Source organism: Variovorax sp. AC103 (genome assembly GCF_979254005.1).
This window is the reverse complement of sequence record NZ_CEEDFC010000011.1, coordinates 209,115-231,581: the sequence shown is the minus strand read 5'-3', so window position 1 is coordinate 231,581 and position 22,467 is coordinate 209,115. Positions and strand designations below refer to the sequence as shown.

Here is a 22,467-nt window from a genome sequence, read left to right as displayed (position 1 = left end):
GCTTTCAATGGTCGGCGCAAGCGGCCGCGCGTGTCCATCCCTCTTTCAGGGCGTCCTGGCTCGCGGGCGGCAGCACGCCCAGGCGCACATGGCCCGGCAGGCCGAAGGAGGCACAGTCGCGCAGCTTGATGCCCTCCGTGCGCAAGGCGCCGGCCAGCTGGGGGTAAGGGCGGTCGGTGCGCGCGCAGAAAAAGTTCGCCTCACCGGGCAGGCAATGCCAGCCCAGCGATTCGCAGAGCACTCGTTGCTGCGCCTTCCACGCGCGCAAGGTCTGCAGGCTTTGCGCGAGCCAGCGCTGGGCGTCGCCGCCGACCCAGGCGTCGAGCAACGCGACGCCGTGCGTGCCCAGCGGCCAGGACGGGGCCAGGCATTCGACGCGCCGCAACAGATCGGCATCCGCATCGTCGGGCGCGACGGCATAGGCCGCGCGAACGCCGGTCAGGCCCATGGCCTTGTTGGGCGTCCACATCTGCCAGACGCGGTTGCGCTGCGTGTCGTCGAGCGATGGCGTTCCCTGCAGGCGCAGCGGCTCGTAGGCCAGGTCGAGGACGCAGGCACCCTGGGCGCCGGCGGCATGCTGCGGCAGGTCGGCCTGCGGCTGGCCCAGCGGGCTCGACGGCTCGCAGCACCAGCGCAGCGCGGCGTCGGCAGCCGCCTGCGGCGCGCGCATCAACTGCAGGCCCCAGGCCCGCGCCGCACGCTCGTAGTCGCCATAGCTGTGCGCCGGCAACCACACCGTGCGGCCGCCCTGCTGCATCACGGCCGCGCTGATGCGGTGGATGAATTCGCTCGCGCTTGCTGCAACGACAACGCGCCGCGCCGACACGCCATGAAAGGCCGCGAGCTTGTCGCGCAGCGCCGTGTAGTGCGGGTCCGGGTAGTGCGCGGCATCGGCGGTGCGCAGTGCCTCCAGTGCTGCCGGGCAAGGCCCTACCGCGTTGCCGTTGGTCGAGAAGTCGTGCGGTGCCGCGCCGGAGGCATCGGGGCCGCCATGCAGCGCCGCGCTCATGCCCACCTCCAGCCCGTGGTCGCCAGGATCGCCAGCGACGCGAACAGGCACAGCGCCAGGGCCGCTCGCTCGCCTAGCTGCGCGGTGCGCTGCATGTCGGCCGCAGAAGGCGCACGCCCCTCGGCATTCAGCGCATACACGCCCGGCTTGGCCAGCCGCACGCCGAGCAGCAGCGCCATCGCCGCCATCGGCCAGCCGCTGTTGGGCGACGGGGTGCGGCGTGCCTCCTGCGACAGCCCCGCGGGCCAGCGCCACGCAGCGAGCGCCAGCAGCAGCACCGTGATGCGCGCCGGCACCCACGACAGCACGTCGTCCGCGCGCGCGGCCCATTTGCCGAGCCAGGTCCAGTCGCGGCCGTTGCGCTCGCCACGGTAGCCCCACATCGCGTCGGCCGTGTTGGCGAAGCGGTAGAGCGCCGCGCCCGGCAGGCCGAGCAGCACGAACCAGAACACCGGGGCCACCAGCGAATCGTTGAGGTTTTCGGCCAGCGACTCGATGGCGCTTTCGCGCACCTCGCGCTCGCTGAGCCGCGAGACGTCGCGGCTCACCAGCCGTGCCAGCTGCTGGCGCCCGGCGTCGAGCGACACGGCCAATGCGGCCTCGACCGCCAGCACTTCGTCGCGCAGCATGCGCCAGGCGAACAGCGGCTTGAGCAGCAGGCCGAGCAGCAGCGCCACGGCCCACAGGGGAAGCCACTGCGTGACGAGCGTCTGCAAGGCCATGGCGACGCCCCAGACGCACGCCGCACCGACACACCACGTCAATGCACCGATGAAGAACATCGGCAGGTCGGTCGGCTTCGACAGGTGCATGCGCGGCGCGACGCGCGAACCGATCCACCCGAGGTAGTTGCCCATCCACACGACCGGGTGCAGCGCCGCGGGCGGCTCGCCCAGCCAGCGGTCGACAACCAGCGCGATCCACAGCGCGGCGGCCACGGCAAGGGCGTATTCAGGAGTCGGGTGGGGCATGAGACCGGCCATTCTCGCGAATCAGGCCGGCGCCCGGCCCCGGCGCCATTGCATCAATGCGCCGAATGCGACGAGCAACGCGGCACCGAATGCGACCCAGAGCCGAAGGACGACGGTTTCGGCTGGCGGCGCCGGGGTGTCAGCCGGCGTGGGCTCGAGCTTGAGGCCGCTGACGGGCTGCGTGGTGTCCGGCGCCGGCTCGGCCGCGGGCGCGGACGCCACCGCGACCACGGGCTCGACCGGAGGGCGCGGCTGCGCCTGCGCCTGCGCTTGTGCCGGTGCCGCGGGCGCCAGCGCCGCCTGCACGAAGCGCTGCACGCCCGCATTGGGCTCGCGCAGCCCGGTCGCGCGCGCGGCCTCCGCATAGGCCTGCGCCAGCTCGCGCCGCGTGGCGGCATCGGGCTTCCAGTAGTTCAGCCGCACCGCGTCGAGCATGCGCTCCAGCGTCTGCGCGAAGGCGGCGCGGTTGTCCCCTTCGAGCCATTCGCGCGTGCCCAGCTTGTACCTGTCGCGCACATACACGTCGTGCAGCGACTGCCACTGGTCCTGCCGCACGGTGGCCGGCGCGGTGACCTGCCAGCCCCAGAGGAACTGCGCGGTCTTCAGCACCTGCAGCGTGCCGCTGTAGCCTTCGGCCTTCTGCGCCGCGATCCACTGCGGATGCAGGTAGCGAGTCTGCATCTCGCGCGCGATGGCGCCCGCGGCCGTGTCGGTGCGCACCGCGGCGCCGTCGCGCAGGTTCTGCACGTACAGCGCCGGGTCCTTGCCCGTGAGCTGGCGCACGGCCTGCGCGATGCCGCCCAGGTACTGGAACGGGTCGTCGTTGGTCAGCACGCCGTACAGGTTGGAGCTGCGCGCCATCAGCGCCGCATCGACCTGCACCAGGTTGCCCGCATAGGCGCCGGGCCGCGCCGCGCCGTCCAGGCCGTTGCCGTAGGCGTGCCCCATGCGATCCATGTAGAGCTGCGCCATCTGCGCATCGCCGCCGCCGCGTTGCTGGCGCTTCCACACGTCGCTCGCGAGCGCGGCTTCTTCGAGCCCCGCGCCGTAGCTGCCCTGCTCGTTCGAGAACACGCGCGCCGTCGACCAGCGCTGCGCCTCCTGTGCCGACGCGCCTTGCGCGCGCAGCTTGCGCGCCAGCGCCTCGCTGTGCAGCGCCACGGCGTTGCCGGGCTCGCGCAGGGCCGCCACCTGCTGCACGGCTTCGTCGAGCCAGCGCATCACGTTGGGGAACTGGTCGCGGTAGGAGCCGGTGACGCTCAGCAGCACGTCGATGCGTGGCCGCTTCAACACCGGCGCGGGCATGACCTCGATGCCCGTCATGCGCCCGCCCTCGTCCCAGCGCGGCTTCACGCCCATGGCGTAGAGGGCCTGGCTTTCCAGCACGCCCTGGTGGCGCGAGGCCTCGCCGGCCCACAGCGTGAAGGCGATCTTCTCGGGTGCCTTGCCGGCGTGGGTCTTCGCGTGTTCGGCGATCCAGGCGTCCATCGCGGCCACGCCCGTGTCCCAGGCCGCGCGCGTCGGCACGCGGCTCGGGTCGAAACCGTAGAGGTTGCGCCCGGTGGGCAGGCTGTCGGGGTTGCGCACCGGATCGCCGCCGTAGCTCGACTTCAGGTAACGCCCGTCGAGTGCGGTCAGCAGGCCTTCGATTTCTTCGTTGTGCGCGAGCACGTCGTCGAGCTGGCGCGCACGCTCCGCCAATGCCTGGAGACGCTTCTTGTCGGCGGGGGTCCTGCCCATGTCGCTGGCCGCCTGTGCGTCGGTGAGCGCCAGTGCCACCCAGCGCGCGGGCTTGGAGCCGGCGACGCTCTTCGCGTCGATCAGGAAGGCCTCGTCGACGTCCTCGCCCAGCGCCTCCACCAAGGGCTTGCCCAGGATCTGCAGGATCGTCATGCGCCGGCGTTCTGCACTCGGCGCCTGCCCGAAGGTGGCAAGGCCCAGCGGCTGCGCGGTCTGCGCGAGCTCGTCGAGGTACGGGTGCAGCACGGCGATGAAACCCGCGAAGTCCGCGCGGATCTGCGCGGGTGTCCATTTCAGGTCGCGGTCGTAGTGCTGCTCGACGAACGCCGCCGCCAGTTTCCTTTCCATCGCGGTCTTCACCGGGCCGGGCGACAGCGTCTCCCAGTCGTGCATGCGCTCGTGCATGTCCTGCACCCCGGGGCGAAAACCCGCGGGCGCGAACATCGGCGTCGAATGGCTCACCATGGTCGCGCGGCCGCGCCGCTTGGCAGTGGTGGCCTCGCCGAGGTTGTCCATGATGTACGGGTACAGGTTGGGCAGGTCGCCGAGCGCGAGCAAGGGGTCGTCCTGCACCGACAGCCCGCGCTCCTTGCCCGCCGACCACTCGAGCGTGCCGTGCGTGCCCACGTGCACCACCGCGCTGGCGCCGAACTGCGTGCGCAGCCAGAGGTAGGTGGCGAGGTAGCTGTGGCTCAGCGGAACGGCGGAGCGGTGATACACCTGCTCGGCCTTGCTCGCCACCGGCGTGCCGGGCTCGAAGCGCGGCGGCTGGCGCAGCACCACCACGTTGCCGAACTGCACGCGCGGAATCACGAAGGCCGGCTCGCCCGCGACGTTTCGCAGCATGGTCGACTGCTCGGGCGGGCCCCAGTAGGTTTCGATGCGGCGCTGCGTGTCGGCAGGCAGCGCGCGAAACCAGGCGAGGTAGCGCGACAGCGGCAGCGCATCGGCCAGGCCACTGCCCAGCAGCGGCTGCAAGGCATCGCCCTGCCCCGCGGGGTAGTAGGCCTTCATCGTCGCCTGCACCTGCGCAATGAGCGCGTCGGTGCCCGGCAGTTCGGTGCGGTAGCCGGCCGACTGCATCGCCGCGAGCATGTTGTTCACGCTGCGCGGCACGTTGAGGAACGATGCGCCGAAGTTCGCCTCGCCCGGCGGGTAGTTGTAGACCAGCATCGCCACGCGGCGCTCCGCGGCCCGGGTGCGCTGCAGGCGCAGCAATGCGGCGGCCTTGCCGGCCACGGCGTCGATCTGCGCGGGCAGCGGCTGCAGGTTGCCGGCCGTGGCATCGCGGGCGGTCACCAACATCGGGTCGGTCATGCCGGCCAGTTCGCTCGGGCTGTAGTAGGCGGCAATGTCGGTCTGCGAAAGGCCGTCCTTGCTTTGCGCCCATTGCGCGGCGTCCATGGCCAGCGAGGGCAGCGTCTGCAGCACCGGCACGCCGATGCGCTCCAGCTCGGCCTTGCGCTCGTTCGGGCTGAACACCAGCGAGGCGTTGACGATCACGTCGGCCACGCGCCGTTCACCGGTGTGCGTCATGCGAAAAAACAGGTCCTTCTGCTGGCGCGGGCCGTAGAAGGCATAGGCGCGAAGGCCGCGCTGTTCCAGCGCGGCGATCAGCGTGTCGAGCCATCCTGTGTCGTCGCCGGTGACGGTGGCGCCGTTGATCGCGATGGCGACCGTGCCGGTTCCGGGGAGCGTGTCGATGGCGGCGATGTCGGTCGCGATGCGCTGCCAGCCCGGGTGGTACAGGCCGGCCAATGGCAGCGGCACGGGGTCCGGCAAGCCCGCGAGGCTGCCGGGCTGCGCGAGGGCCTGCATCGCCGCGTCAAGGTTGGCAGAACCGGAAAAGCGCCAGTACTCGCGCAACCTTTGCGCCCATGCGGCATCGACGCCACGCTCGGCCGCCAGCGGCGCGGCAACGGAAGCCTGGCCTTTCGCGACCAGCGCGAACTCGCCGATCAGCACATAGGGCGTGGCGCTGCGCGCCACTGTGTCGCCGAAGCGCGCCGCGGCGGCCTGCGCCACGCTGAGGTGCGGCGCGTCGATCACGAGCAGGCGCGCGCCGTCGAGCGCGCCTGCCAGCGCTTCGGGCGAATCCGTTGCGGCCGACATCACCTGCAGCGGCACACCCGCGTCGCGCGCCGCGGCCTGCAGCCGCACCACGCGCGCCGGCGATACCAGCGAGGTGCTCAACACCACGACCCGCGAAGAAGCCTGCTGGGCCTGGGCCGGCACCAGGAACCCCAGTCCAGCCAGGAGCAACCAGAAGAAGAACCGCTTCGTCACTTCCCGCCCTGCGCCGGCACGGCACCCGAAGGTACTGCCCCCGAAGGCACTGCATCCGCCGGCACATAGACCATCGTGCCGTCCTTCAGACGCCAGGCGGTGCCGGCCTTCTCGCCGTCGCCCTGCCCCGTCGCGCCGCTGGCCTTGAAGCGCGTGATCTTCTGCCCCTCGCGCGTGATGATCTCCATGTTCGGCTGGCCCTCGTTGCGGATGACCGTCACCTTGTCCTGCGCGAAGGGGTTCATCGGGTTGTTGATGACCGCGATCATCAGCATGCCGATGACCACCATGAACACGTCGATCAGGTTGATGGTGGAGAGCACGGGGTCGTCGTCGTCGGTGTCCAGGCTGCTCAATATCGAAAACTGCCGACGGGTCATGACAACCGGTCCCGCGCGTCCAGCACCGTCACCAGCTCGCGCATGAGCCAGCGCCTGCGCACGGTGTAGACCACGAAGGTGATCGAGGCCGACGCCAGCGCCACGATCACGGCGGCGAACGCGGGCGCGAGGCTCTGCGCCACGCCCTGCGATTCGCCCGATGCCACGGCCACCAGCGCCGGGCCCATCGGGATCATGGTGGCAATCAGCCCCAGCATCGGCGCCACGCGGCTGCACAGGCGCACGCCTTCGAGCTGCTTGAGCACCACCAGCTCCATCTGCTCCTGGCTGGCATCGGCATGGTGCCGCAGTGCCAGCACGCGCGACGGGTCGCGGCGGCGCTGCAGGTACTCGATGCCGAAGGCGCCCAGGCAGTACACGGCGTACACGAAGGACAGCAGCACGCCCAGCGTCACGGGCCAGAGGAACAGGCGCGCAAGTTCGAAGAGAACGGTGTCGAAGGCAAGCATCAGGCGGGTTCCCCGAGAGAACGGTCGAACAGGTCCGAAGGCCGGCCCCAGCCTTCGTCGAACACCAGCGACGCGAGCGGCGCGCGCCGGGCCCAGCGCTCGCGCTGCAGCATGGGTTCGTCGTAGAAATTCTCCACCGGCCCCAGGCACAGCAAGGCGATGGCCTCCGCCCCTTCCGGCAGGCCGAGCAGCACCGACACCTCGGCCGGGTCGAACAGCGACACCCATCCCATGCCCAGGCCTTCGGCACGCGCCGCGAGCCACAGGTTCTGGATGGCGCACGAGGCGGAGGCCAGGTCCATCTGCGGCAGCGTGCGGCGGCCGAACACATGCTTCTCGCGTCCGTCGGCCAGCGTCACCGCCAGCAGCTCGGCCGCATCGAGCAGGCCCTGCACCTTGAGGCACATGAATTCGTCTTCGCGCTCGCCCAGCGCACGGGCGGTGAGCACGCGCTCGTGTTCCACGACACGGTGCAGTTGCTGGCGCAGCGCCTGCCCGCGAATGCGAATGAAGCGCCACGGCTGCATGAACCCGACGCTGGGCGCGTGGTGCGCCGCGTCGAGCAGCCGGCGCAGCACCTCGGGCGCGACCTGCCCGCCTGCGAAGTGGCGCATGTCGCGCCGCTCGTGGATCGCGCGGTAGACAGCCGCCGCCTCGTGCGCCTCGAACGCGTGCGCCATGGTGTTCAGTCTTCGATGCCGCGTTGCGCGGGAATGCCGGCCTTGAAGGCGTGCTTGACCAAGGTCATCTCGGTCACGGTGTCGGCCAGCTCGATGAGTTCGGGCGGGCAGCGGCGGCCGGTGAGCACCACGTGCATATGCTTGGGCCGCGTGCGCAGGGTTTCGAGCACGCCTTCGAGCGGCAGCCAACCGTAGATCAGCGGGTAGGTGATCTCGTCGAGCACGACCAGGAAGAACTCGCCCGACAGAATCGCCGCCTTGGCCTTCTCCCAGCCGTCGCGCGCCAGCTGCCCGGAGCGTTCGAGGTCCTGGCTCTTCCAGCTGAAGCCGTCGCCGAGCCCTTCGATGGGAATGCCGATCTGCTCGAACATGCGGTGCTCGCCGAAACGCGCACTCGGCACCTTCATGAACTGGTAGATCTTCACGGGCTTGCCGCGGCCGTGGGCGCGCAGCGCGAGGCCGAACGCGGCGGTGCTTTTTCCCTTGCCGTCGCCGGTGTTGACGATGACGATGCCTCGGCGTTCGCCTTCAGGCTTCTCGTAAGGCTTCTCGCTGGGGGGTGTTTCGATCTGCATGATTCTTCGGTTCGTATGTTGGTTACTGCGGCAACGCAATCCACTGGTCCGCCACGCGGTGCACACGAACGCGCTGGTCGAACACCTGCTCGAGCGCGGTGTGGGTCACAGGGTCGCTGCAGCCGCCGTGGTGCACGACACGGCCCTGGTTCATCACGACCAGTTCGTCGGCGGCCAGCGCCATCGGCAGCTCGTGCAGCACGCTGACCACCGTCTTGCCCTGGGCCACGAGTGCACGCGCGGTCTGCATCCAGTCGGCCTGGTGCGGCGGATCGAGGTTGGCAAGCGGCTCGTCCATCAGCAGCAGATCGGCCTCGACCGCGAGCGCGCGCGCCAGCAGCACACGCTGGCGCTCGCCGCCCGAGAGCTGCCCCAGCGGGCGGTCGCGCCACTCCCAGGCCTGGGTGCTGCGCAAGGCGCGCTCCACGGCTTCGCGGTCGGCCGTGCTGGGCGCGGCCAGCCAGCGCTGGTGCGGCAGCCGGCCGAGCATGGCGATGTCGTAGACCATCAGGTCGTCGGCACTGCCCTCGCCCGTGCCGCTCTGGCCGAGCCAGGACAGGCGCTGGGCACGGATCCGCGCGGGCACCTTGCCCAGCACGTCGCCGAAGAGCCGCACCTCGCCCCGGTGCGCGAGCAGGCCCGCCATTGCCTTGAGCAGCGTCGACTTGCCCGCGCCGTTCGGCCCGACGATGCTGGTCCAGCGGGCGGCCGACAGTTGCAGGTCGATGTCGTGCAGCACCTCGGTCGCGCCGAGCGTGGCGCCCACGCGGCGCGCTTCGAGGGCGGGTGTCCTGGGGCCGCTCATGCCACGCCGCTCCGCGCGCTGCGCCGGTGCATCAACCACAGCAGGTAGCTGCCGCCCAGCACGGCCGTGAGCACGCCCACCGGCAGTTCCTGCGGCGCAATCAGCCAGCGCGCCAGCAGGTCGGCCGCCATCAGCAGCAGCCCGCCCATCAGCGCCGACAGCACGATCAGCCGCGCATGCGTGGTCTTGACGACCGAGCGCACCAGGTGCGGCGCGGCCAGGCCGACGAAGGCGATCAGGCCGGTCTGCGCGACGGCCGCGCCGGTGGCCAATGCCAGCACCACGACCAGCGCCGCGCGCATGCCGCCCAGCGGCAGGCCCAGGCTGCGCGCGGTGGCCTCGCCCAGCGCCAGCCCGTCGAGCACCGGCGCCAGCGCCCACGCCAGCAGCAGGCACACCGCGCCGACCATGGCCATCACCGCGCAGGCGCTCCAGCCGACCAGGCCGGTGCTGCCGAGCACGAAGCCCTGGAGGGCCTGCAGGATGTCGGCCGAGGCGATGGTGATCAGGTCTTTCGCGGCGCCCAACACCACGCCGACGATCACGCCGGCCAGCAGCAGGCGCAGCGTCTGCTGCACGCCGCGCGCCAGCATCAGCGTGAGCATCACCGCCAGCACCGCGCCGACGAAGGCCGCGCCCGTGAGGCCGAGCCGCATCACCCACTGCGCGCTGGCGGCCGAGCCGCCGAACATCAGCAGCGCCACGGCCACGCCGAGCGAGGCGCCCGATGCGCTGCCCAGCAGGTAAGGGTCGGCCAGCGGGTTGCGGAACAGCCCCTGCGCCACCGCGCCCGCCAGCCCCAGCAGCGCGCCGGCCAGCCATGCGCCCAGCGTGCGCGGCAGCCGGATGTCCCACACGATCTGCAGCGCCACCGGGTCGTGCCGCGCCGACAACAGGCTCTCGAAGCCGGTGCTGCCGATGCCCAGGCCCAGCAGCATCAGCGCCGCGCCCAGCACCAGCAGGCCCACGCCGAGCAGCAAGACCCGGCGCAGGTGGGCCGTGTGCCTGAGCGCGGCGTTCACCGCTTGCCCCTGTCGCCCTGCGTGGAGATGCACTGCGCCATCAGGCGCGCGGCCTCGTCCATGCGCGGGCCGGGGCGCACCAGCACGTCGGACTGCTCGGGGCTGAAGCGGCAGATGCGGCCTTCGCGCACCGCGCGGATGCCGGCCCAGCCGGGGCGCTGCTCCAGCCCCTGCGCGCTGCGCACGCTGACCATGATGAGGTCGGGGTTGGCGCGCACCACGTACTCGGGGTTGAGCTTGGGAAAGGGCCCCAGCGACGCCGGCACGATGTTCTTCACGCCGAGCCGCGCGAGCGTCTCGCCGATGAAGGACGACTCGCCCGCCGCATACGGCGCGCTGTTCACTTCGAAGTACACGCGCAGTCCCTTCGCGCTCGCGGGCAGCGACTGCGCGGCCGCCGACACGCTGGCGTCGATCACGCGCCAGACCTTCGGTGCGTCGTGCGTGCCGAGCACCTGGTCGAGCTTGTCGAGCACGCGCCGCACATCGGCATGGTTCTTGGGTTCGAGCACCAGCACCTTCACGCCCAGCGCTTCGAGCCGCTGCGTGACGCGCGACGACTTGGCGAGCAGCACCGCGTCGGGCTTGAGCGCGACGATGGCTTCGACGTTGGGGTCGAGCCCGCCGCCGACCTGCGGCAGCGCCTTCACCTGTTCGGGCGAATTGGAGTAGCGGTCGATGCCCACCAGCCGGTTGCAGGCGCCCAGGGCACACACCGATTCGGTGAGCGAGGGCAGCAGCGTGACGATGCGTTGCGGCGGCTGCGGCAGGCTGACGGTGACGCCGCGCTCGTCGACCACGTCGAAGGCGTGCGCCGTCCATGCGAACAGCATCAGGCCGAGGGCGGCCAGGGACATGCGCAAGGCCTTCATGCGGCGGGCGCCTTCAGCGTCAGCGGCAGGCCGGCCGCCATCAGGGTCACGCGGTCGCAGGCGGCGGCCACGTCCTGGTTCAGGCGGCCGAGCGCATCGACGAAGGCGCGCGTCTCGCGGCCCATGGGAATCACGCCCAGGCCGATTTCGTTGCCGACCAGCACCACCGGGCCGCTCGCCTCGCGCAGCGCCACCAGCAGCATGGCGATGTGCATGGCCGGCGTGCGCGTGGCGGGCCTCGCATCTTCGCGGGGCATGGGCATCGTCAGGTTGGTGAGCCACAGCGTGAGGCAGTCGACGAGCACCAGCGTCTCGGGCGTGCTCTGCGTGACCACGGCGCGCGCGAGCTCGATCGGCTCCTCGATGGTGCGCATGCCGGGCACGCGCTCGGCGCGGTCGGCCTGGTGGCGCACGATGCGCTCGAGCATCTCGTCGTCATAGGCCTGGGCGGTCGCGATCATCACGGCGCGGTGCCGGGGCGCGGCGGCCAGCCAGTCGATGGCGCGCTGCTCGCCGCGGCGCGACTTGCCGCTCTTCTGGCCGCCGAGGATGAATTCGTGCACGGCGGTCTTCGGCTTATTCGGCAGGGGCATGGCTCTCCAATGCGATGGGCATGGCGCCGAACAGGCGCGCGGTGGCTTGCGGGCTGGAAGCGAACCACGCATGGAAGTAGCTCGCGCGCACCGGGCCGCGCACGTACAGCGCCTCGCCGGCGCGCGCGCCCACGGGCTGGGTCACGGTGGGCCGGGCGGTATGGGCTACCGGCACCAGGGGCGTGTCGCACAGCGAATAGTGGAAGGTGTGGCCGCGCAGGGTGTGGTCGCCGAGCACGAGCTGCTGCGGGCCCAGGCCGGCCAGGCGCTTCTGCATCGCGACCTTGCCGGGCAGCAGGCCCCACATGCGGTGCACCTGCACGCCATGTTCTGCGCTGCCTTGCGTGGCGAGTTCATCGAACAGCACCATCATGCCGCCGCACTCGGCCCACACCGGCTTGCCGGCCGCGGCATGGGCGGCGAGCGACTCGCGTGTCGCGGTGCAGCCAGCGAGCGCTTCGGCATGCAGCTCGGGGTAGCCGCCGGGCAGCCAGACGGCATCGCAGGCCGGCAAGGCATCGCCCGCCAGCGGCGAGAAAAAGGACAGCCGCGCACACAGCGCCGTGAGCACGTCGAGGTTCGCGGGGTAGATGAACGAGAAGGCCGCATCGCGCGCAATGGCGACGGTGCGGCCGGCCAGCAAGGGCGGCACCGGCCGATCGGGTGCGGGGGCTTCGAAGCTCACCTGCGGCAGCTGCGAAGGCTGCATTTGCCCCAACGGCGTGGCGGCGAGCACGTCGGCGACCGCGTCGAGCCGCGCCATCGCGTCGCCCAGCTCGCTGGCCAGCACCAGCCCCAGATGCCGCTCCGGCAGCGTGAAGCCCGCGTCGCGCGGCAAGGCGCCCATCCACTGCGCAGGCTCGCGCAGCGCGTCTTTCAGCATGCCGGCATGCCGCTCGCTGGCGACACGGTTGGCCAGCACGCCGGCCCACGGCAGGCCGGGCCGGAAGTTCTGCAGGCCATAGGCCAGCGCCCCGAAGGTGCCGGCCATGGCGTGCGCATCGATCACCGCCAGCACCGGCAGGCCGAAACGCTCGGCCAGGTCGGCGGCGCTGGGCGTGCCGTCGAACAGGCCCATCACGCCCTCGACGATCAGCAGGTCGCACTCGGCCGCCGCGGCGCGCAGGCGCGCGCGGCAGTCGGCCTCGCCGGTCATCCACAGGTCCAGCGAGTGCACCGGCGCACCGGTGGCCAGCGACAGCCAGAGCGGGTCCAGAAAGTCGGGCCCGCACTTGAAGGCGCGCACGCGCCGGCCCTGGCGCGCATGCAGCCGCGCGAGCGCGGCGGCGACGGTGGTCTTGCCCTGCCCGGAGGCAGGCGCGGCCACCAGCACCGCGGCGCAGGTGGCGCGCGGGGCCGGCGCGCCATCCGGGGTGCCGGTGGGCAGGGATGAGGGGTTTACTGAGGCGTCCACTTGAGGCCGACGTACGCGGTGCGGCCTGCATTGGCATACAGCCGCGCGAACTGGTAGTCCTTGTTGCCCACATTGTCGACGCGCGCCACCAGGTTCAGGTCACGCGTGATCCTGGTGCTGGCCGACAGGTTCAGCAAGGTGTAGCCGCCGAGCTTGACGGTGTTGGCCGCGTCGTCATAGCGCTTGCTCGAGGTCTGCACCTCGGCGCCCAGCGTCCAGCCGGCCACGCGCCAGTCGGCGCCCAGCACGGCGTGGCGCTGCGCACGGCGAGCCAGCAGGTGGTCGGTGGCGAGGTCGCGCGGGTCCTGGTAGTCGAGCGAGGCGCGCAGGGTCACGTCGCCGAAACGCTGGCTGCCCGACAGCGTCACGCCCTGGTAGCGGGCGCGCGCGGTGCTGGCGTAGCAACCGAACGACGAGGCGCAGCCCTTGGCCGTGCCGTCGAACACGATCAGGTTCTGCACGCGGTTGTTGTAGACCACGATGCCCGCCTGGGTGCCGTCTTCGGCGTACTGCAGGCCCAGCTCCACGTTGCGGCTGGACTCGGGCTTGAGCGTGGCCAGGCCGTACTCGCTGAAGCGCTGGTACAGCGTGGGCACGCGGAACGCCGTGCCGGCCGAGGCGGTGAAGCGCAGCGCCGGCGTGATGGCAAAGCCGTAGGCCGCGCTGCCGGTGGTCTTGCCGCCGAACTCGCTGTCCTTGTCGTGGCGCACGTGCAGCTGCAGCGAGTGCGGGCCTTGCACGAAACCGTAGCCCAGCGAAATGGCGTCCTGCGCGCGGTCGCGCGACAGCAGCTTGGACGAGGTGGTGGGCGCGTTTTCGAGCGCGTCTTCGCGGCGTTCGAAGGTGGCGCTCAGCAGGTGCGGGCCGAAGCGGAACTCGTTCTGGAACAGGTAGCCGCGCAGCTTGGTTTCGGTGCGGTAGAACGACGGCTGCGTCTTGTAGACGGTTTGCGAGTCGGTCACCTGCACGCGGGTGCTGTAGACGTCGTTCCACTTGGCCGACCAGGTCAGCCCGGCAGTGCGCAGCGTGTTGTTCGCCTGGTCGTTGGCGAAGGTGATGGGCAGCCGGCTGCGGTACGACACCGTGGCGTCGTAGCCGGCCGTGATGTCGCTGCTGAGCAGCGTGGCGTCCAGGCGCTGGTCGGGCGTGATCTGCAGGCCCAGTTTCAGGTTGCCCGAGGTGCTGCGGTAGCCGTCGCGGTCGGGGCTGGTGAAGCCGTCCTTGCTGGGGGTGCGCTTGTCGACCGGCTGCACGTTGAAGCCCTTGCTTTCCTCGTGCTCCACGCCGAACGCGTAGTCGAGCAGGCCCGACTTGCCGCTCACGCCGCCTTCGATCTTGCGCAGCCCCTTGCTGCCGAAGCCGATGCCCGCGTAGGGCCGCACGCCCTCTTCGCCGCGCCGGGTGAAGAGCTGGATCACGCCGCCCACCGCGTCCGAGCCGTACACCGCGGCGGCCGGGCCGCGCAGCACTTCGATGCGGTCGATCTGCGACAGCGGAATGCCTTCCCAGCCGGCGCCGCCGGTGGATTGCGAGTCGATGCGCACGCCATCGAGGTACACGGCCGTGAAGCGCGTTTCGGCGGCGCGGATGAACAGGCTGGTGGTATTGCCCACGCCGCCGTTGCGCGAGATCTCGATGCCGGGCAGGCGCGCGAGCACGTCGGCCACGCCGGTCGCGCCGCTGCGCTCGATGGCCTGGCGGTCGACGATGGACACGTCGCCCACCAGTTCGGACAGCGCCTGCGGCGTGCGGTTGGCCGTGACCACCGTTTCGCTCAGGGCCGGGGCTTCCTGGGCATGGGCGAGGCCGCCGAAGGCGGACGCCAGCGCCACGCCCAGAGGCAGTTGCAGGCAGGCGAAACGAAGACGGCGCGCAGGCGCGCGGCCACTGGAAAAGCAAACGTGGGAAATCATTGAATGGACCGAACGAACGTCTATACCCCTCGCCGGCCTCCCCGCCGGCGCCATGGGCGCCATGGCTGCCCCTGCGTGGATCGTTCACGCATGCGGCAGCCGCCTTGTTGGCCGGTATCCGGGCTGGCAGAACAACCCCCACCGCCTTCCCAGGCACCTGTTTCAGGGCGCCCAGTGGCTTGGATGGAAAGGGGTTGGCGCCTTGCGGCGCCGTCTGCTTGACCGTTGCGGGGGCAGCGCAGGCGGCTTCGGCCTTGGACCGACCTGCGCGAGGTCGGGGGGCTTCCACTCCTGCTTCCCGTTGAACCGCGGCATGTGAACCAGGCCGCAGGCACCAACGGGCGGCATTTTAGGCCCTGCGGGCTCTTCCTTAAGTCGAAAGTTGCGCCCACCGCTAACATCGGTCGCCATATGCGGCCCGCCTCGGTATTCCTGAATCTTCGTTCGGCGCTGCAGCGTCTGCTGGGTGTTTCCGGCTGGCAATCGATGCTGCTGTGGGCCATCGTGGCCGGGCTGCTCGGCACGCTGGCGACCGAACTCTTCCGCGCGGCGCTCTACCACTTCGAGCACCTGGTGCTCGGCCCCGGCAACGGGCTGGTGCCCATGGCGAAAGGCCTGCCGTGGTGGGCGCGCGTCGCCTGCCCCACGCTCGGCGGGCTGGTGGCGGGGTTGCTGCTGGTATGGGCCGGACGCATCGCTTCGCGCAGCGCCACCTCCGACTACATGGAAGCCATCGTGCTGGGCGACGGGCGCATTCCGGTGGCGCAGACGCTGGTGCGCAGCGCGTCGTCGCTGGTGAGCATCGGCAGCGGCGGCTCCATCGGGCGCGAAGGCTCGATGGTGCAGCTCGCGGCGCTGGCGGCGTCGCTGCTGGGCCGGGTGTTCCGCTTTCCGGTAGAGCGGCTGCGGCTGCTGGTGGCCTGCGGGGCGGCGGCAGGCCTGACCGCGGCCTACAACGCGCCCATCGCGGGCGCTTTCTTCGTCGCCGAGATCGTGCTGGGCTCCATCGCGATGGAAAGCGTGGGGCCGATCATCATCGCCTCGGTGGTCGCCAACGTCGCCATGCGGGCACTGCCCGGCTACCAGCCGCCCTACCGGATGCCGGCGTTCCCGGAGATCCACGGCACCGAGGTCGTGCTGTTCTGCGTTCTCGGCGTGCTGCTGGGCTTCGCGGCCATCGGCTTCCTGCGCGCGCTGCAGGGCAGCCGGGCGCTGTTCTCGCGGCTGCCGCTGGCGCTGCCCTGGCGGCTGGCGCTGGGCGGCCTGCTGATGGGCGCGATCTCGGTGCCGGTACCCGAGGTGTGGGGCAACGGCTACAGCGTGGTCAACGCGGTGCTGCACACGCCGTGGCCGTGGACTTTCATCGCCCTGGTGCTGCTCGCCAAGGCAGCCGCCACGCTGGCCACCGCCGGCTCGGGCGCGGTGGGCGGCGTGTTCACGCCGGCGCTGTTCTTCGGCTGCATGGTCGGTGCGCTGTTCGGCCAGGGGGTGCAGGCGCTGTGGCCGGCGGCCACGTCGGCGCCCTTCGCCTACGCCATCGTCGGCATGGGTGCGTTCCTGGCGGGCGCCACGCAGGCGCCGCTGATGGCGATCCTGATGATCTTCGAGATGACGCTGAGCTACCAGGTCATGCTGCCGCTCATGGCCGCCAGCGTCATCGCGTATTTCGTGGCGCGCTCGGCCAATGCGGGCTCCATGTACGAGATCACGCTGCGGCGCAACGAACAGCGCGACACGCAGCTGCGCCTGCGCGGGCTGCACATGCGCGACCTGGTGCAGCCGGCCGAAACGGTGGTGGGCCCCGGCGCCGGCCGCGAGGCGATGAGCAGGATCTTCCTGCAGCACCCGGTGAAGTACCTGTACGTGGTCGATGCGGACAACCGCTACCTCGGCGTGGTGCCGCTCGCGGCGCTGGGCACTGCGCCCGCCGAGACGACCGCGGGCGCCCTGCTGTCGCAAGCCATCCGGCCGATCACCGCCGACACCGGGCTGGGCGAGGCGCTGCAGCGCTTTCTCGACCACCTGGGCGAACGGCTGCCGGTGATCGAAAGCACCGCCAACCCGGTGCTGCTGGGCGTGGCCGCCAAGAGCGCGTTGCTGGCCACCTACGTGCGCCTGAGCGAGCCATGAAAGGTTTGATCGGCGGGCTGCGAAGCCGCAGAATCGCGACCACGCCGGGCACCGCGCCCAGCCTCGGCAGGACCGCTTTCCCGGGAAACTACAATCGCCAACCATGCCCGCTTCCAGCCCCATCGACCAGATCGCCGAGCGCGTCGAACGCCTGCTTGTGCGTCACGAAGAGGTGCAGCGCACCAATGCGCTGTTGCAGGAACAGGTCGATGCGCTCACGCGCGAACGCGATGCCCTGAAGTCTCGGCTGGCCGCGGCCCGCACACGGCTGGACGCCCTGCTCGAGCGGTTGCCGGCTGAACCACCTTCCCAAGACTCCCCCGCATGAAGCAGATTGAAGTACAGATCATGGGCCAGAGCTATTTGCTCGGCTGTCCCGATGGCGGCGAAGCGCAGTTGCGCGACGCCGTCGAACGCGTGGACGCGGCCATGTGCAAGATCCGCGATGCAGGAAAAGTCAAGGCCCGCGACCGCATCGCGGTGCTGGCCTCGCTGAACCTGGCGTTCGACCTGGCCGCGCAGCAGCAACCCGCAGCGCCCGCTCCCGCCGCCGCAACGTCCGACGACGCGCCGGCCAGCGGCGAGGCCGACCCCAAGTCCGCGCAGCTCATTCAAAGACTCGATCAAGCCCTGGCCGGCGATGGACATTTGCTCTGAATGAGCGCCGCGGACGCAGACGGGGCGTAAAATCCGCCTTGTCTGCAGACGTGTCGGGCTTAATATTTCCTTGTTCCAATGCTCTCCGGAGCCGGGCTTGGTACATCGCTTGACGGGTGTGATCATCTCGCGTCAGATGAACCCGAAGTCTTGCTGCCCTCGCCCACCTGAACCCTGGTTCAGGATGCGGGTCCGGCACACCATCTGCAGACACCTTTTCCCGCCGCGGCCCCCTGCACCAGTTGCACGGGGCCGCGGCTTTTTGCCGCAGCATCTTCCTTCCTGACTTCCCCGTGAACCTCGCCGCCCTGCTCGACCCCCTGCTCATCGCCGAACTCGCCGCGCTCGGCCTGGGCACCGGTTTCCTCGCGGGCCTGCTGGGCATCGGCGGCGGCATGCTGATGGTGCCGTTCATCACGATCATCATGGGCCAGCGCGGCGTGCCGGCCGACCTAGCGGTGAAGATGGCCATCGCCACCTCGATGGCCACGATCATCTTCACCTCGGTGTCGAGCGTGCGCGCGCACCACAAGCGCGGCGCGGTGCGCTGGGACATCGTGAAGCGGCTGTCGCCCGGCATCGTCATCGGCAGCCTCGTGGGCAGCCTGGGCGTGTTCGCGCTGCTCAAGGGCACGGCGCTGGCCATCTTCTTCGCGCTGTTCGTGGGCTTCTCGGCCACGCAGATGTTCCTCGACAAGAAGCCCAAGCCGACGCGGCAGATGCCGGGCACCGGCGGCCAGCTGGCGGCCGGCGGCGCCATCGGCTTCATCTCGGGCCTGGTGGGCGCGGGCGGCGGCTTCATCAGCGTGCCTTTCATGACCTGGTGCAACGTGGCCATCCACAACGCGGTGGCGACCAGCGCGGCGCTGGGCTTTCCGATCGCGGTGGCCAACGTGCTGGGCTACGTCATCGCGGGCCATTCGGTCGATGGCTTGCCGGCCGGCTCCTTCGGCTACATCTGGCTGCCGGCGCTGGCGGTGATTGCCGCGTGCAGCGTGTTCACCGCGCCGCTGGGCGCCAAGGCGGCGCACAGCCTGCCGGTGAAGAAGCTCAAGCGCGTGTTCGCGACCATCCTGTACCTGCTGGCGGCGTACATGCTCTGGAAGGGCCTGCACGGTTGATGCGGGCCTGAACCCGCAAGCCCGGCAGCGGCCTCCAAGGCCCTTCGGCAGAAGGTGCGACTCGTTGCGGCGCCACAGGGCGCGCCGTATAAGGAACGCATGAAAATCCTCATCGCCGTCGACGGCAGCACCTTCACGCAGAAGGCCCTGGCCTACCTCTTCAACAACCGCGCCATGTTCGTGGACGGTCACGAGCTCGTGGTGGTGCACGTGTGCACCGGCATCTCGGGCAACGTCACGCGCCACCTGAGCAAGGACCTGGTCACCGGCTACTACGCCGAGGAAGGCGCCAAGGTGCTCGACCCGGTGAAGGCGCTCTTCGCCGAGAAGGGCGTGGGCAACTACACCGTCGATTCGCGCCACGGCCATGTGGCGGAAGAAATCCTGAAGTCGGCCGCCGCGGCGCAGGCCGGCCTGATCGTGCTGGGCACGCACGGCCACGGCCTCCTCGGCCGCGCGTTGATGGGCTCGGTGGCGACCAAGGTGATCTCGGAGACGGACAGGCCGGTGCTGCTCGTCCAGTAGCAGGCGCAGCCGGCTTGCACCCGGCCATTGCGCCCGGCTATTGCACCCGCTGTTGCCGCCATTCGCGCGGCGAGCAGCCGAAGCGCTCGCGGAATGCGCGGCTGAAATGCGCCGCATCGTTGAAGCCGCGGCCATAGGCAATGTCCGCCACCGGACGCCCCGCCAGGCGCGGCTCCAGCAGGTCGCGGCTGCACGCTTCGAGCCTGCGCTCCCAGATGTACTGCGACGGCGTGAGCGGCTCGCTCTTGAACACGCGGTGGATGTGGCTCACCGACACCCCCAGTTCCGCCGCCAGCGTGCCCACCGACAGCATCGGGTCGGCGAGCTGCTCGTCGATGCGCCGCTTCACGCGCGCCAGGTGGTACGCCGTGAGGTTGCTGAGCGCCGGCGCACGCGCCGCGGGCAGCGTCTGCAGCCCCGCCACCAGGATGTTCTGCACCCCGTTGGCCACCGCCAGCGCCGATGCGGGCTGCAGCGTGTCGATGTCTTCGCGCAGCGTGCGGATCATGCCCAGCAGCAGGTGCCCCGCCCCTTCGCGGCCCGACACGGTGGTGGCCGTCAGCGCCTCGGTGTCGCGCAATTCGCTGCGCAGGCGGTCGCCGGGCAGCTTGAGCACGATCTGCTCGAAGGCCTGCTCGAACAGCAGCTCGTAAGGCCGCGTGCTGTCGTACAGCGCGAAGTCGCCGGCCGACAGCAACGCGTCGCGCCCGTCCTGTCGCACCACGCCCTGGCCGCGCGCCTGGATGCTCACCAAGAAGTAGTCGTCGCTCGAATGCGCGATGTGCCCCGGCGTGCGCATCACCTTCTGCGGCCCTGAGGTGACGACCGACATGTCGAGGCTGGGCAGGGTGTGCTGGCGGATGCTGCCTTCGAAGTTGCCGGTGTCGTCGTCCTTCACGGCGTCGCACTCGAGTTGCACGTACACGTTGCAGATCATGTCTGTCCAGTAGGCGAGCCGCTGGTCGCGCGAGACGGCGTCGGTGCTGAGCAACTGGGTCATGGGACTTCCTCGAAGGGCCTGTGGGAGGCCGGGAACAGGGCATGCAACGCTGGAACAAGAACGCCGCCAATCCGGGTCAAGGCGTTCCGGCGGCGCGAATCTACGCTTCAAGCAACCCGCATGCCACAGCGCAAACCCGGTGCGCCACCCACGCGGTTCGTTACGTCCCTTGCTCTTTCATTGCATCTGGAGAACCACCATGCCGACCACCGTCCACCCTAAGCTGCGTGTCGCCGCCGTGCAGGCCGCCCCCGTGTTCCTCGACCTCGACGCCACCATCGACAAGACCATCGATCTGATGGCGCAGGCCGCGAAACAGGGCGTGCAGCTGATTGCCTTTCCAGAGACCTGGGTGCCCGGCTACCCGTGGTGGATCTGGCTCGACTCGCCGGCCTGGGGCATGCAGTTCGTGCAGCGCTACCACGACAACTCGCTGATCATCGGCTCGCCCGAATTCGACCGGCTGAAGGCCGCGGCGCGCAAGCACCGCATCTGGCTGTCGCTCGGCTTCAGCGAGAAGGCCGCGGGCAGCCTCTACATCGCGCAGGCGCTGATCGACGACCAGGGCAACACCGTGCAGACGCGCCGCAAGCTCAAGCCCACGCACGTGGAGCGCACCGTGTTCGGCGAAGGCGACGGCGCCGACCTGCACGTGGTGGAAACGCCCATCGGCAACATCGGCTCGCTGTGCTGCTGGGAGCACCTGCAGCCGCTGAGCAAGTACGCGATGTATTCGCAGAACGAGCAGATCCATTGCGGCGCATGGCCCAGCTTCTCGCTGTACCGTGGCGCGGCCTACGCCCTGGGCCACGAGGTCAACAACGCGGCGAGCCAGGTGTATGCGGCCGAGGGCGGCTGCTTCGTGCTCGCGCCCTGCGCCACCGTGTCGAAAGCCATGAGCGAGCTGATGTGCACCGACGCCGGCAAGCAGCAGATGCTGGGCACCGGCGGCGGCTATGCGCGCATCTACGCGCCAGACGGTTCGCCGCTGGGCACGCCGCTGGCCGAGGACGAGGAAGGCCTGGTCATCGCAGACATCGACCTCGGCATGATCTCGCTGGCCAAGGCCGCCGCCGACCCGAGCGGCCACTATTCGCGCCCCGACGCCACGCAGCTGCTGCTGAACAAGACGCGCCGCACCCCCGTGGTGGTGCAGCTCACGCCGGAGCCCGAGGCCAGCGTGCCCGAGCCCGTCTCGGCCTGATCGGCAAACCACAAGGAGCCGCGCCATGGAATCCGCCATTGCAGACCACCTGAAGTGCCCGCGCACACGCCACCGCCGCGTGGAAGACGACTACACGCCGCCCTACCCCGTGTGGTCGGCCCGCGCCCCCGCTGCGGTGACGCAGGTGGCGATGGGCTACTTCGGCGTGCAGTCGCGCGGCACCGAAATGCAGGGCCGCGCCTGCGCCGCGCTGATGAAGATCGCCCGCGACTTCGCGCTGCCCGACGGCCCGGGCCACCACGACCTCACGCACTACGTCGATGCGGACGGGTACGACAACATGGTTGCCATCGCCTACTGGCGCGACGCCGCCGCGTACGCACGCTGGTGCGCCATGCCCGAGGTCGATGCCTGGTGGCGCTCCGAAGAGCGGCTGTCCGAAGGCCTGGGCTACTTCCGCGAAGTGGCGTCACCGCGCGTCGAGCACTTCGAGACCATGTTCAACACGCCCGACCGCTTCGAGGGCGTCGGCGTGGTGATGGGCGAAATCAGCGGCGAGTTGCAGGAGCACGGCTACTGGGGTTCGATGCGCGACCGCATTCCGCTGTCTCAAACGGACGCGATGGCACCCTCGGGCACGCGCGCCGTCATGGCTGGCACGCCTGCACCGGGCCAGCGCGTGCGCGTGGCGGGCCACGAGAACATCGCGATGATCCGCTCCGGCCAGGAGTGGACCGACACCACCGGCCAGGAACGCACGCTGTACCTGGACGACATGGAGCCGGTGCTGCGCGAAGGCATGGACTTCCTGCGCGACCAGGGATTGGGCATCGGCTGCTACAGCAACCGCTACATGCACCACCTCGACGCGCAAGGCGCACCGTTGCAGAAGTCCTTCGGCCTGAGCTATTGGCGCTCGCTCGCCGACATGGAGCGCTGGGCCGAGTCGCACCCCACGCACGTCGCCATCTTCGGCAGCTTCATGCGCTACGTGCAGGCGCTCAACTTCCAGCTGCAGCTGCGCGTGTACCACGAGGTGTCGGTGCTCAAGGCGGACGAGCAGAGCTACGAGTACATCAACTGCCATTCGCGCAGCGGGCTGATGAATGGGCTCGACAGCATCGCCCTCGCTGCGTAGC

At 70.3% G+C, this 22,467-nt stretch carries 21 protein-coding genes and 1 riboswitch; of the genes, 7 read left to right on the top strand and 14 right to left on the bottom strand.

What is annotated here, in order from left to right; genetic code table 11:
* Window positions 1-4: 4 nt before the first annotated feature.
* From AC0IYU_RS18070 to AC0IYU_RS18010, 13 genes are read right to left on the bottom strand one after another with little or no spacing between them, the layout of a single operon-like run.
* Entirely contained in the window at window positions 5-1,009 is a 1,005-nt protein-coding gene (locus tag AC0IYU_RS18070; protein ID WP_472119638.1) for an aminotransferase class I/II-fold pyridoxal phosphate-dependent enzyme, read from the bottom strand.
* Window positions 1,006-1,980: an adenosylcobinamide-phosphate synthase CbiB gene (cbiB, locus tag AC0IYU_RS18065; protein WP_472119635.1), complete on the bottom strand. Its 975-nt coding sequence runs from the start codon at window positions 1,978-1,980 to the stop codon at window positions 1,006-1,008. The genes AC0IYU_RS18070 and cbiB overlap by 4 nt, the downstream gene beginning before the upstream one ends.
* Window positions 1,981-2,001: 21 nt before the next feature.
* Window positions 2,002-6,006, bottom strand: coding sequence for a cobaltochelatase subunit CobN (cobN, locus tag AC0IYU_RS18060; protein WP_472119632.1), 4,005 nt, complete (start codon window positions 6,004-6,006; stop codon window positions 2,002-2,004).
* The gene (locus AC0IYU_RS18055) at window positions 6,003-6,386 is read right to left on the bottom strand and encodes a DUF2149 domain-containing protein (RefSeq protein ID WP_472119629.1); all 384 of its coding nucleotides are present in this window, start codon (window positions 6,384-6,386) and stop codon (window positions 6,003-6,005) included. Before AC0IYU_RS18055 ends, cobN begins: the two co-directional genes overlap by 4 nt.
* The gene (locus tag AC0IYU_RS18050) at window positions 6,383-6,856 is read right to left on the bottom strand and encodes a MotA/TolQ/ExbB proton channel family protein (protein WP_472119626.1); all 474 of its coding nucleotides are present in this window, start codon (window positions 6,854-6,856) and stop codon (window positions 6,383-6,385) included. Before AC0IYU_RS18050 ends, AC0IYU_RS18055 begins: the two co-directional genes overlap by 4 nt.
* Window positions 6,856-7,536 carry a 5,6-dimethylbenzimidazole synthase gene (gene bluB / locus AC0IYU_RS18045; RefSeq protein ID WP_435483631.1) on the bottom strand — a complete coding sequence of 227 codons (681 nt, stop codon included), beginning with the start codon at window positions 7,534-7,536 and terminating at the stop codon, window positions 6,856-6,858. The genes AC0IYU_RS18050 and bluB overlap by 1 nt, the downstream gene beginning before the upstream one ends.
* A gap of 5 nt (window positions 7,537-7,541) precedes the next feature.
* Window positions 7,542-8,111 carry a cob(I)yrinic acid a,c-diamide adenosyltransferase gene (gene cobO, locus AC0IYU_RS18040; protein ID WP_472119624.1) on the bottom strand — a complete coding sequence of 190 codons (570 nt, stop codon included), beginning with the start codon at window positions 8,109-8,111 and terminating at the stop codon, window positions 7,542-7,544.
* Window positions 8,112-8,133: 22 nt separating this feature from the next.
* Window positions 8,134-8,916, bottom strand: a complete 783-nt coding sequence (locus AC0IYU_RS18035; RefSeq protein WP_472119622.1) for an ABC transporter ATP-binding protein — start codon at window positions 8,914-8,916, stop codon at window positions 8,134-8,136.
* The gene (locus tag AC0IYU_RS18030; protein ID WP_435483628.1) at window positions 8,913-9,938 is read right to left on the bottom strand and encodes a FecCD family ABC transporter permease; all 1,026 of its coding nucleotides are present in this window, start codon (window positions 9,936-9,938) and stop codon (window positions 8,913-8,915) included. Before AC0IYU_RS18030 ends, AC0IYU_RS18035 begins: the two co-directional genes overlap by 4 nt.
* The gene (locus AC0IYU_RS18025; RefSeq protein WP_472119619.1) at window positions 9,935-10,810 is read right to left on the bottom strand and encodes an ABC transporter substrate-binding protein; all 876 of its coding nucleotides are present in this window, start codon (window positions 10,808-10,810) and stop codon (window positions 9,935-9,937) included. Before AC0IYU_RS18025 ends, AC0IYU_RS18030 begins: the two co-directional genes overlap by 4 nt.
* Window positions 10,807-11,403, bottom strand: coding sequence for a bifunctional adenosylcobinamide kinase/adenosylcobinamide-phosphate guanylyltransferase (locus tag AC0IYU_RS18020; protein WP_472119616.1), 597 nt, complete (start codon window positions 11,401-11,403; stop codon window positions 10,807-10,809). The genes AC0IYU_RS18025 and AC0IYU_RS18020 overlap by 4 nt, the downstream gene beginning before the upstream one ends.
* Window positions 11,387-12,790, bottom strand: a complete 1,404-nt coding sequence (locus AC0IYU_RS18015) for a cobyrinate a,c-diamide synthase (protein WP_472119689.1) — start codon at window positions 12,788-12,790, stop codon at window positions 11,387-11,389. Before AC0IYU_RS18015 ends, AC0IYU_RS18020 begins: the two co-directional genes overlap by 17 nt.
* 11 nt (window positions 12,791-12,801) lie before the next feature.
* Window positions 12,802-14,730, bottom strand: coding sequence for a TonB-dependent receptor domain-containing protein (locus tag AC0IYU_RS18010; RefSeq protein ID WP_472119613.1), 1,929 nt, complete (start codon window positions 14,728-14,730; stop codon window positions 12,802-12,804).
* A 92-nt stretch (window positions 14,731-14,822) separates the two neighbouring features.
* A riboswitch (cobalamin riboswitch) is annotated at window positions 14,823-15,083 on the bottom strand.
* A 58-nt stretch (window positions 15,084-15,141) separates the two neighbouring features.
* On the opposite strand from AC0IYU_RS18010, the gene AC0IYU_RS18005 reads away from it, so the two are divergent.
* The 5 genes from AC0IYU_RS18005 to AC0IYU_RS17985 all read left to right on the top strand — a co-directional run bounded on the left by AC0IYU_RS18005 (window position 15,142) and on the right by AC0IYU_RS17985 (window position 19,163).
* Window positions 15,142-16,860, top strand: coding sequence for a ClcB-like voltage-gated chloride channel protein (locus AC0IYU_RS18005; RefSeq protein WP_472119610.1), 1,719 nt, complete (start codon window positions 15,142-15,144; stop codon window positions 16,858-16,860).
* Window positions 16,861-16,963: 103 nt separating this feature from the next.
* On the top strand, window positions 16,964-17,188 hold the full coding sequence (locus tag AC0IYU_RS18000; protein WP_093129838.1) for a DUF904 domain-containing protein: 225 nt from the start codon (window positions 16,964-16,966) through the stop codon (window positions 17,186-17,188).
* On the top strand, window positions 17,185-17,517 hold the full coding sequence (locus tag AC0IYU_RS17995) for a cell division protein ZapA (protein ID WP_472119607.1): 333 nt from the start codon (window positions 17,185-17,187) through the stop codon (window positions 17,515-17,517). The genes AC0IYU_RS18000 and AC0IYU_RS17995 overlap by 4 nt, the downstream gene beginning before the upstream one ends.
* 293 nt (window positions 17,518-17,810) lie before the next feature.
* Window positions 17,811-18,638, top strand: a complete 828-nt coding sequence (locus AC0IYU_RS17990) for a sulfite exporter TauE/SafE family protein (RefSeq protein WP_472119605.1) — start codon at window positions 17,811-17,813, stop codon at window positions 18,636-18,638.
* Window positions 18,639-18,737: 99 nt separating this feature from the next.
* On the top strand, window positions 18,738-19,163 hold the full coding sequence (locus AC0IYU_RS17985; protein ID WP_472119603.1) for a universal stress protein: 426 nt from the start codon (window positions 18,738-18,740) through the stop codon (window positions 19,161-19,163).
* Between the two features lie 37 nt (window positions 19,164-19,200).
* Here the strand turns inward: AC0IYU_RS17985 and AC0IYU_RS17980 are convergent, their stop codons facing one another.
* Complete coding sequence (locus AC0IYU_RS17980) at window positions 19,201-20,163, bottom strand: AraC-like ligand-binding domain-containing protein (RefSeq protein WP_472119600.1); 963 nt, start codon at window positions 20,161-20,163, stop codon at window positions 19,201-19,203.
* 199 nt (window positions 20,164-20,362) lie between these two features.
* On the opposite strand from AC0IYU_RS17980, the gene AC0IYU_RS17975 reads away from it, so the two are divergent.
* Window positions 20,363-21,367, top strand: coding sequence for a carbon-nitrogen hydrolase family protein (locus AC0IYU_RS17975; protein WP_472119597.1), 1,005 nt, complete (start codon window positions 20,363-20,365; stop codon window positions 21,365-21,367).
* A 25-nt stretch (window positions 21,368-21,392) separates the two neighbouring features.
* On the top strand, window positions 21,393-22,466 hold the full coding sequence (locus AC0IYU_RS17970; RefSeq protein ID WP_472119594.1) for a phenylacetaldoxime dehydratase family protein: 1,074 nt from the start codon (window positions 21,393-21,395) through the stop codon (window positions 22,464-22,466).
* Window position 22,467 lies beyond the last annotated feature (1 nt).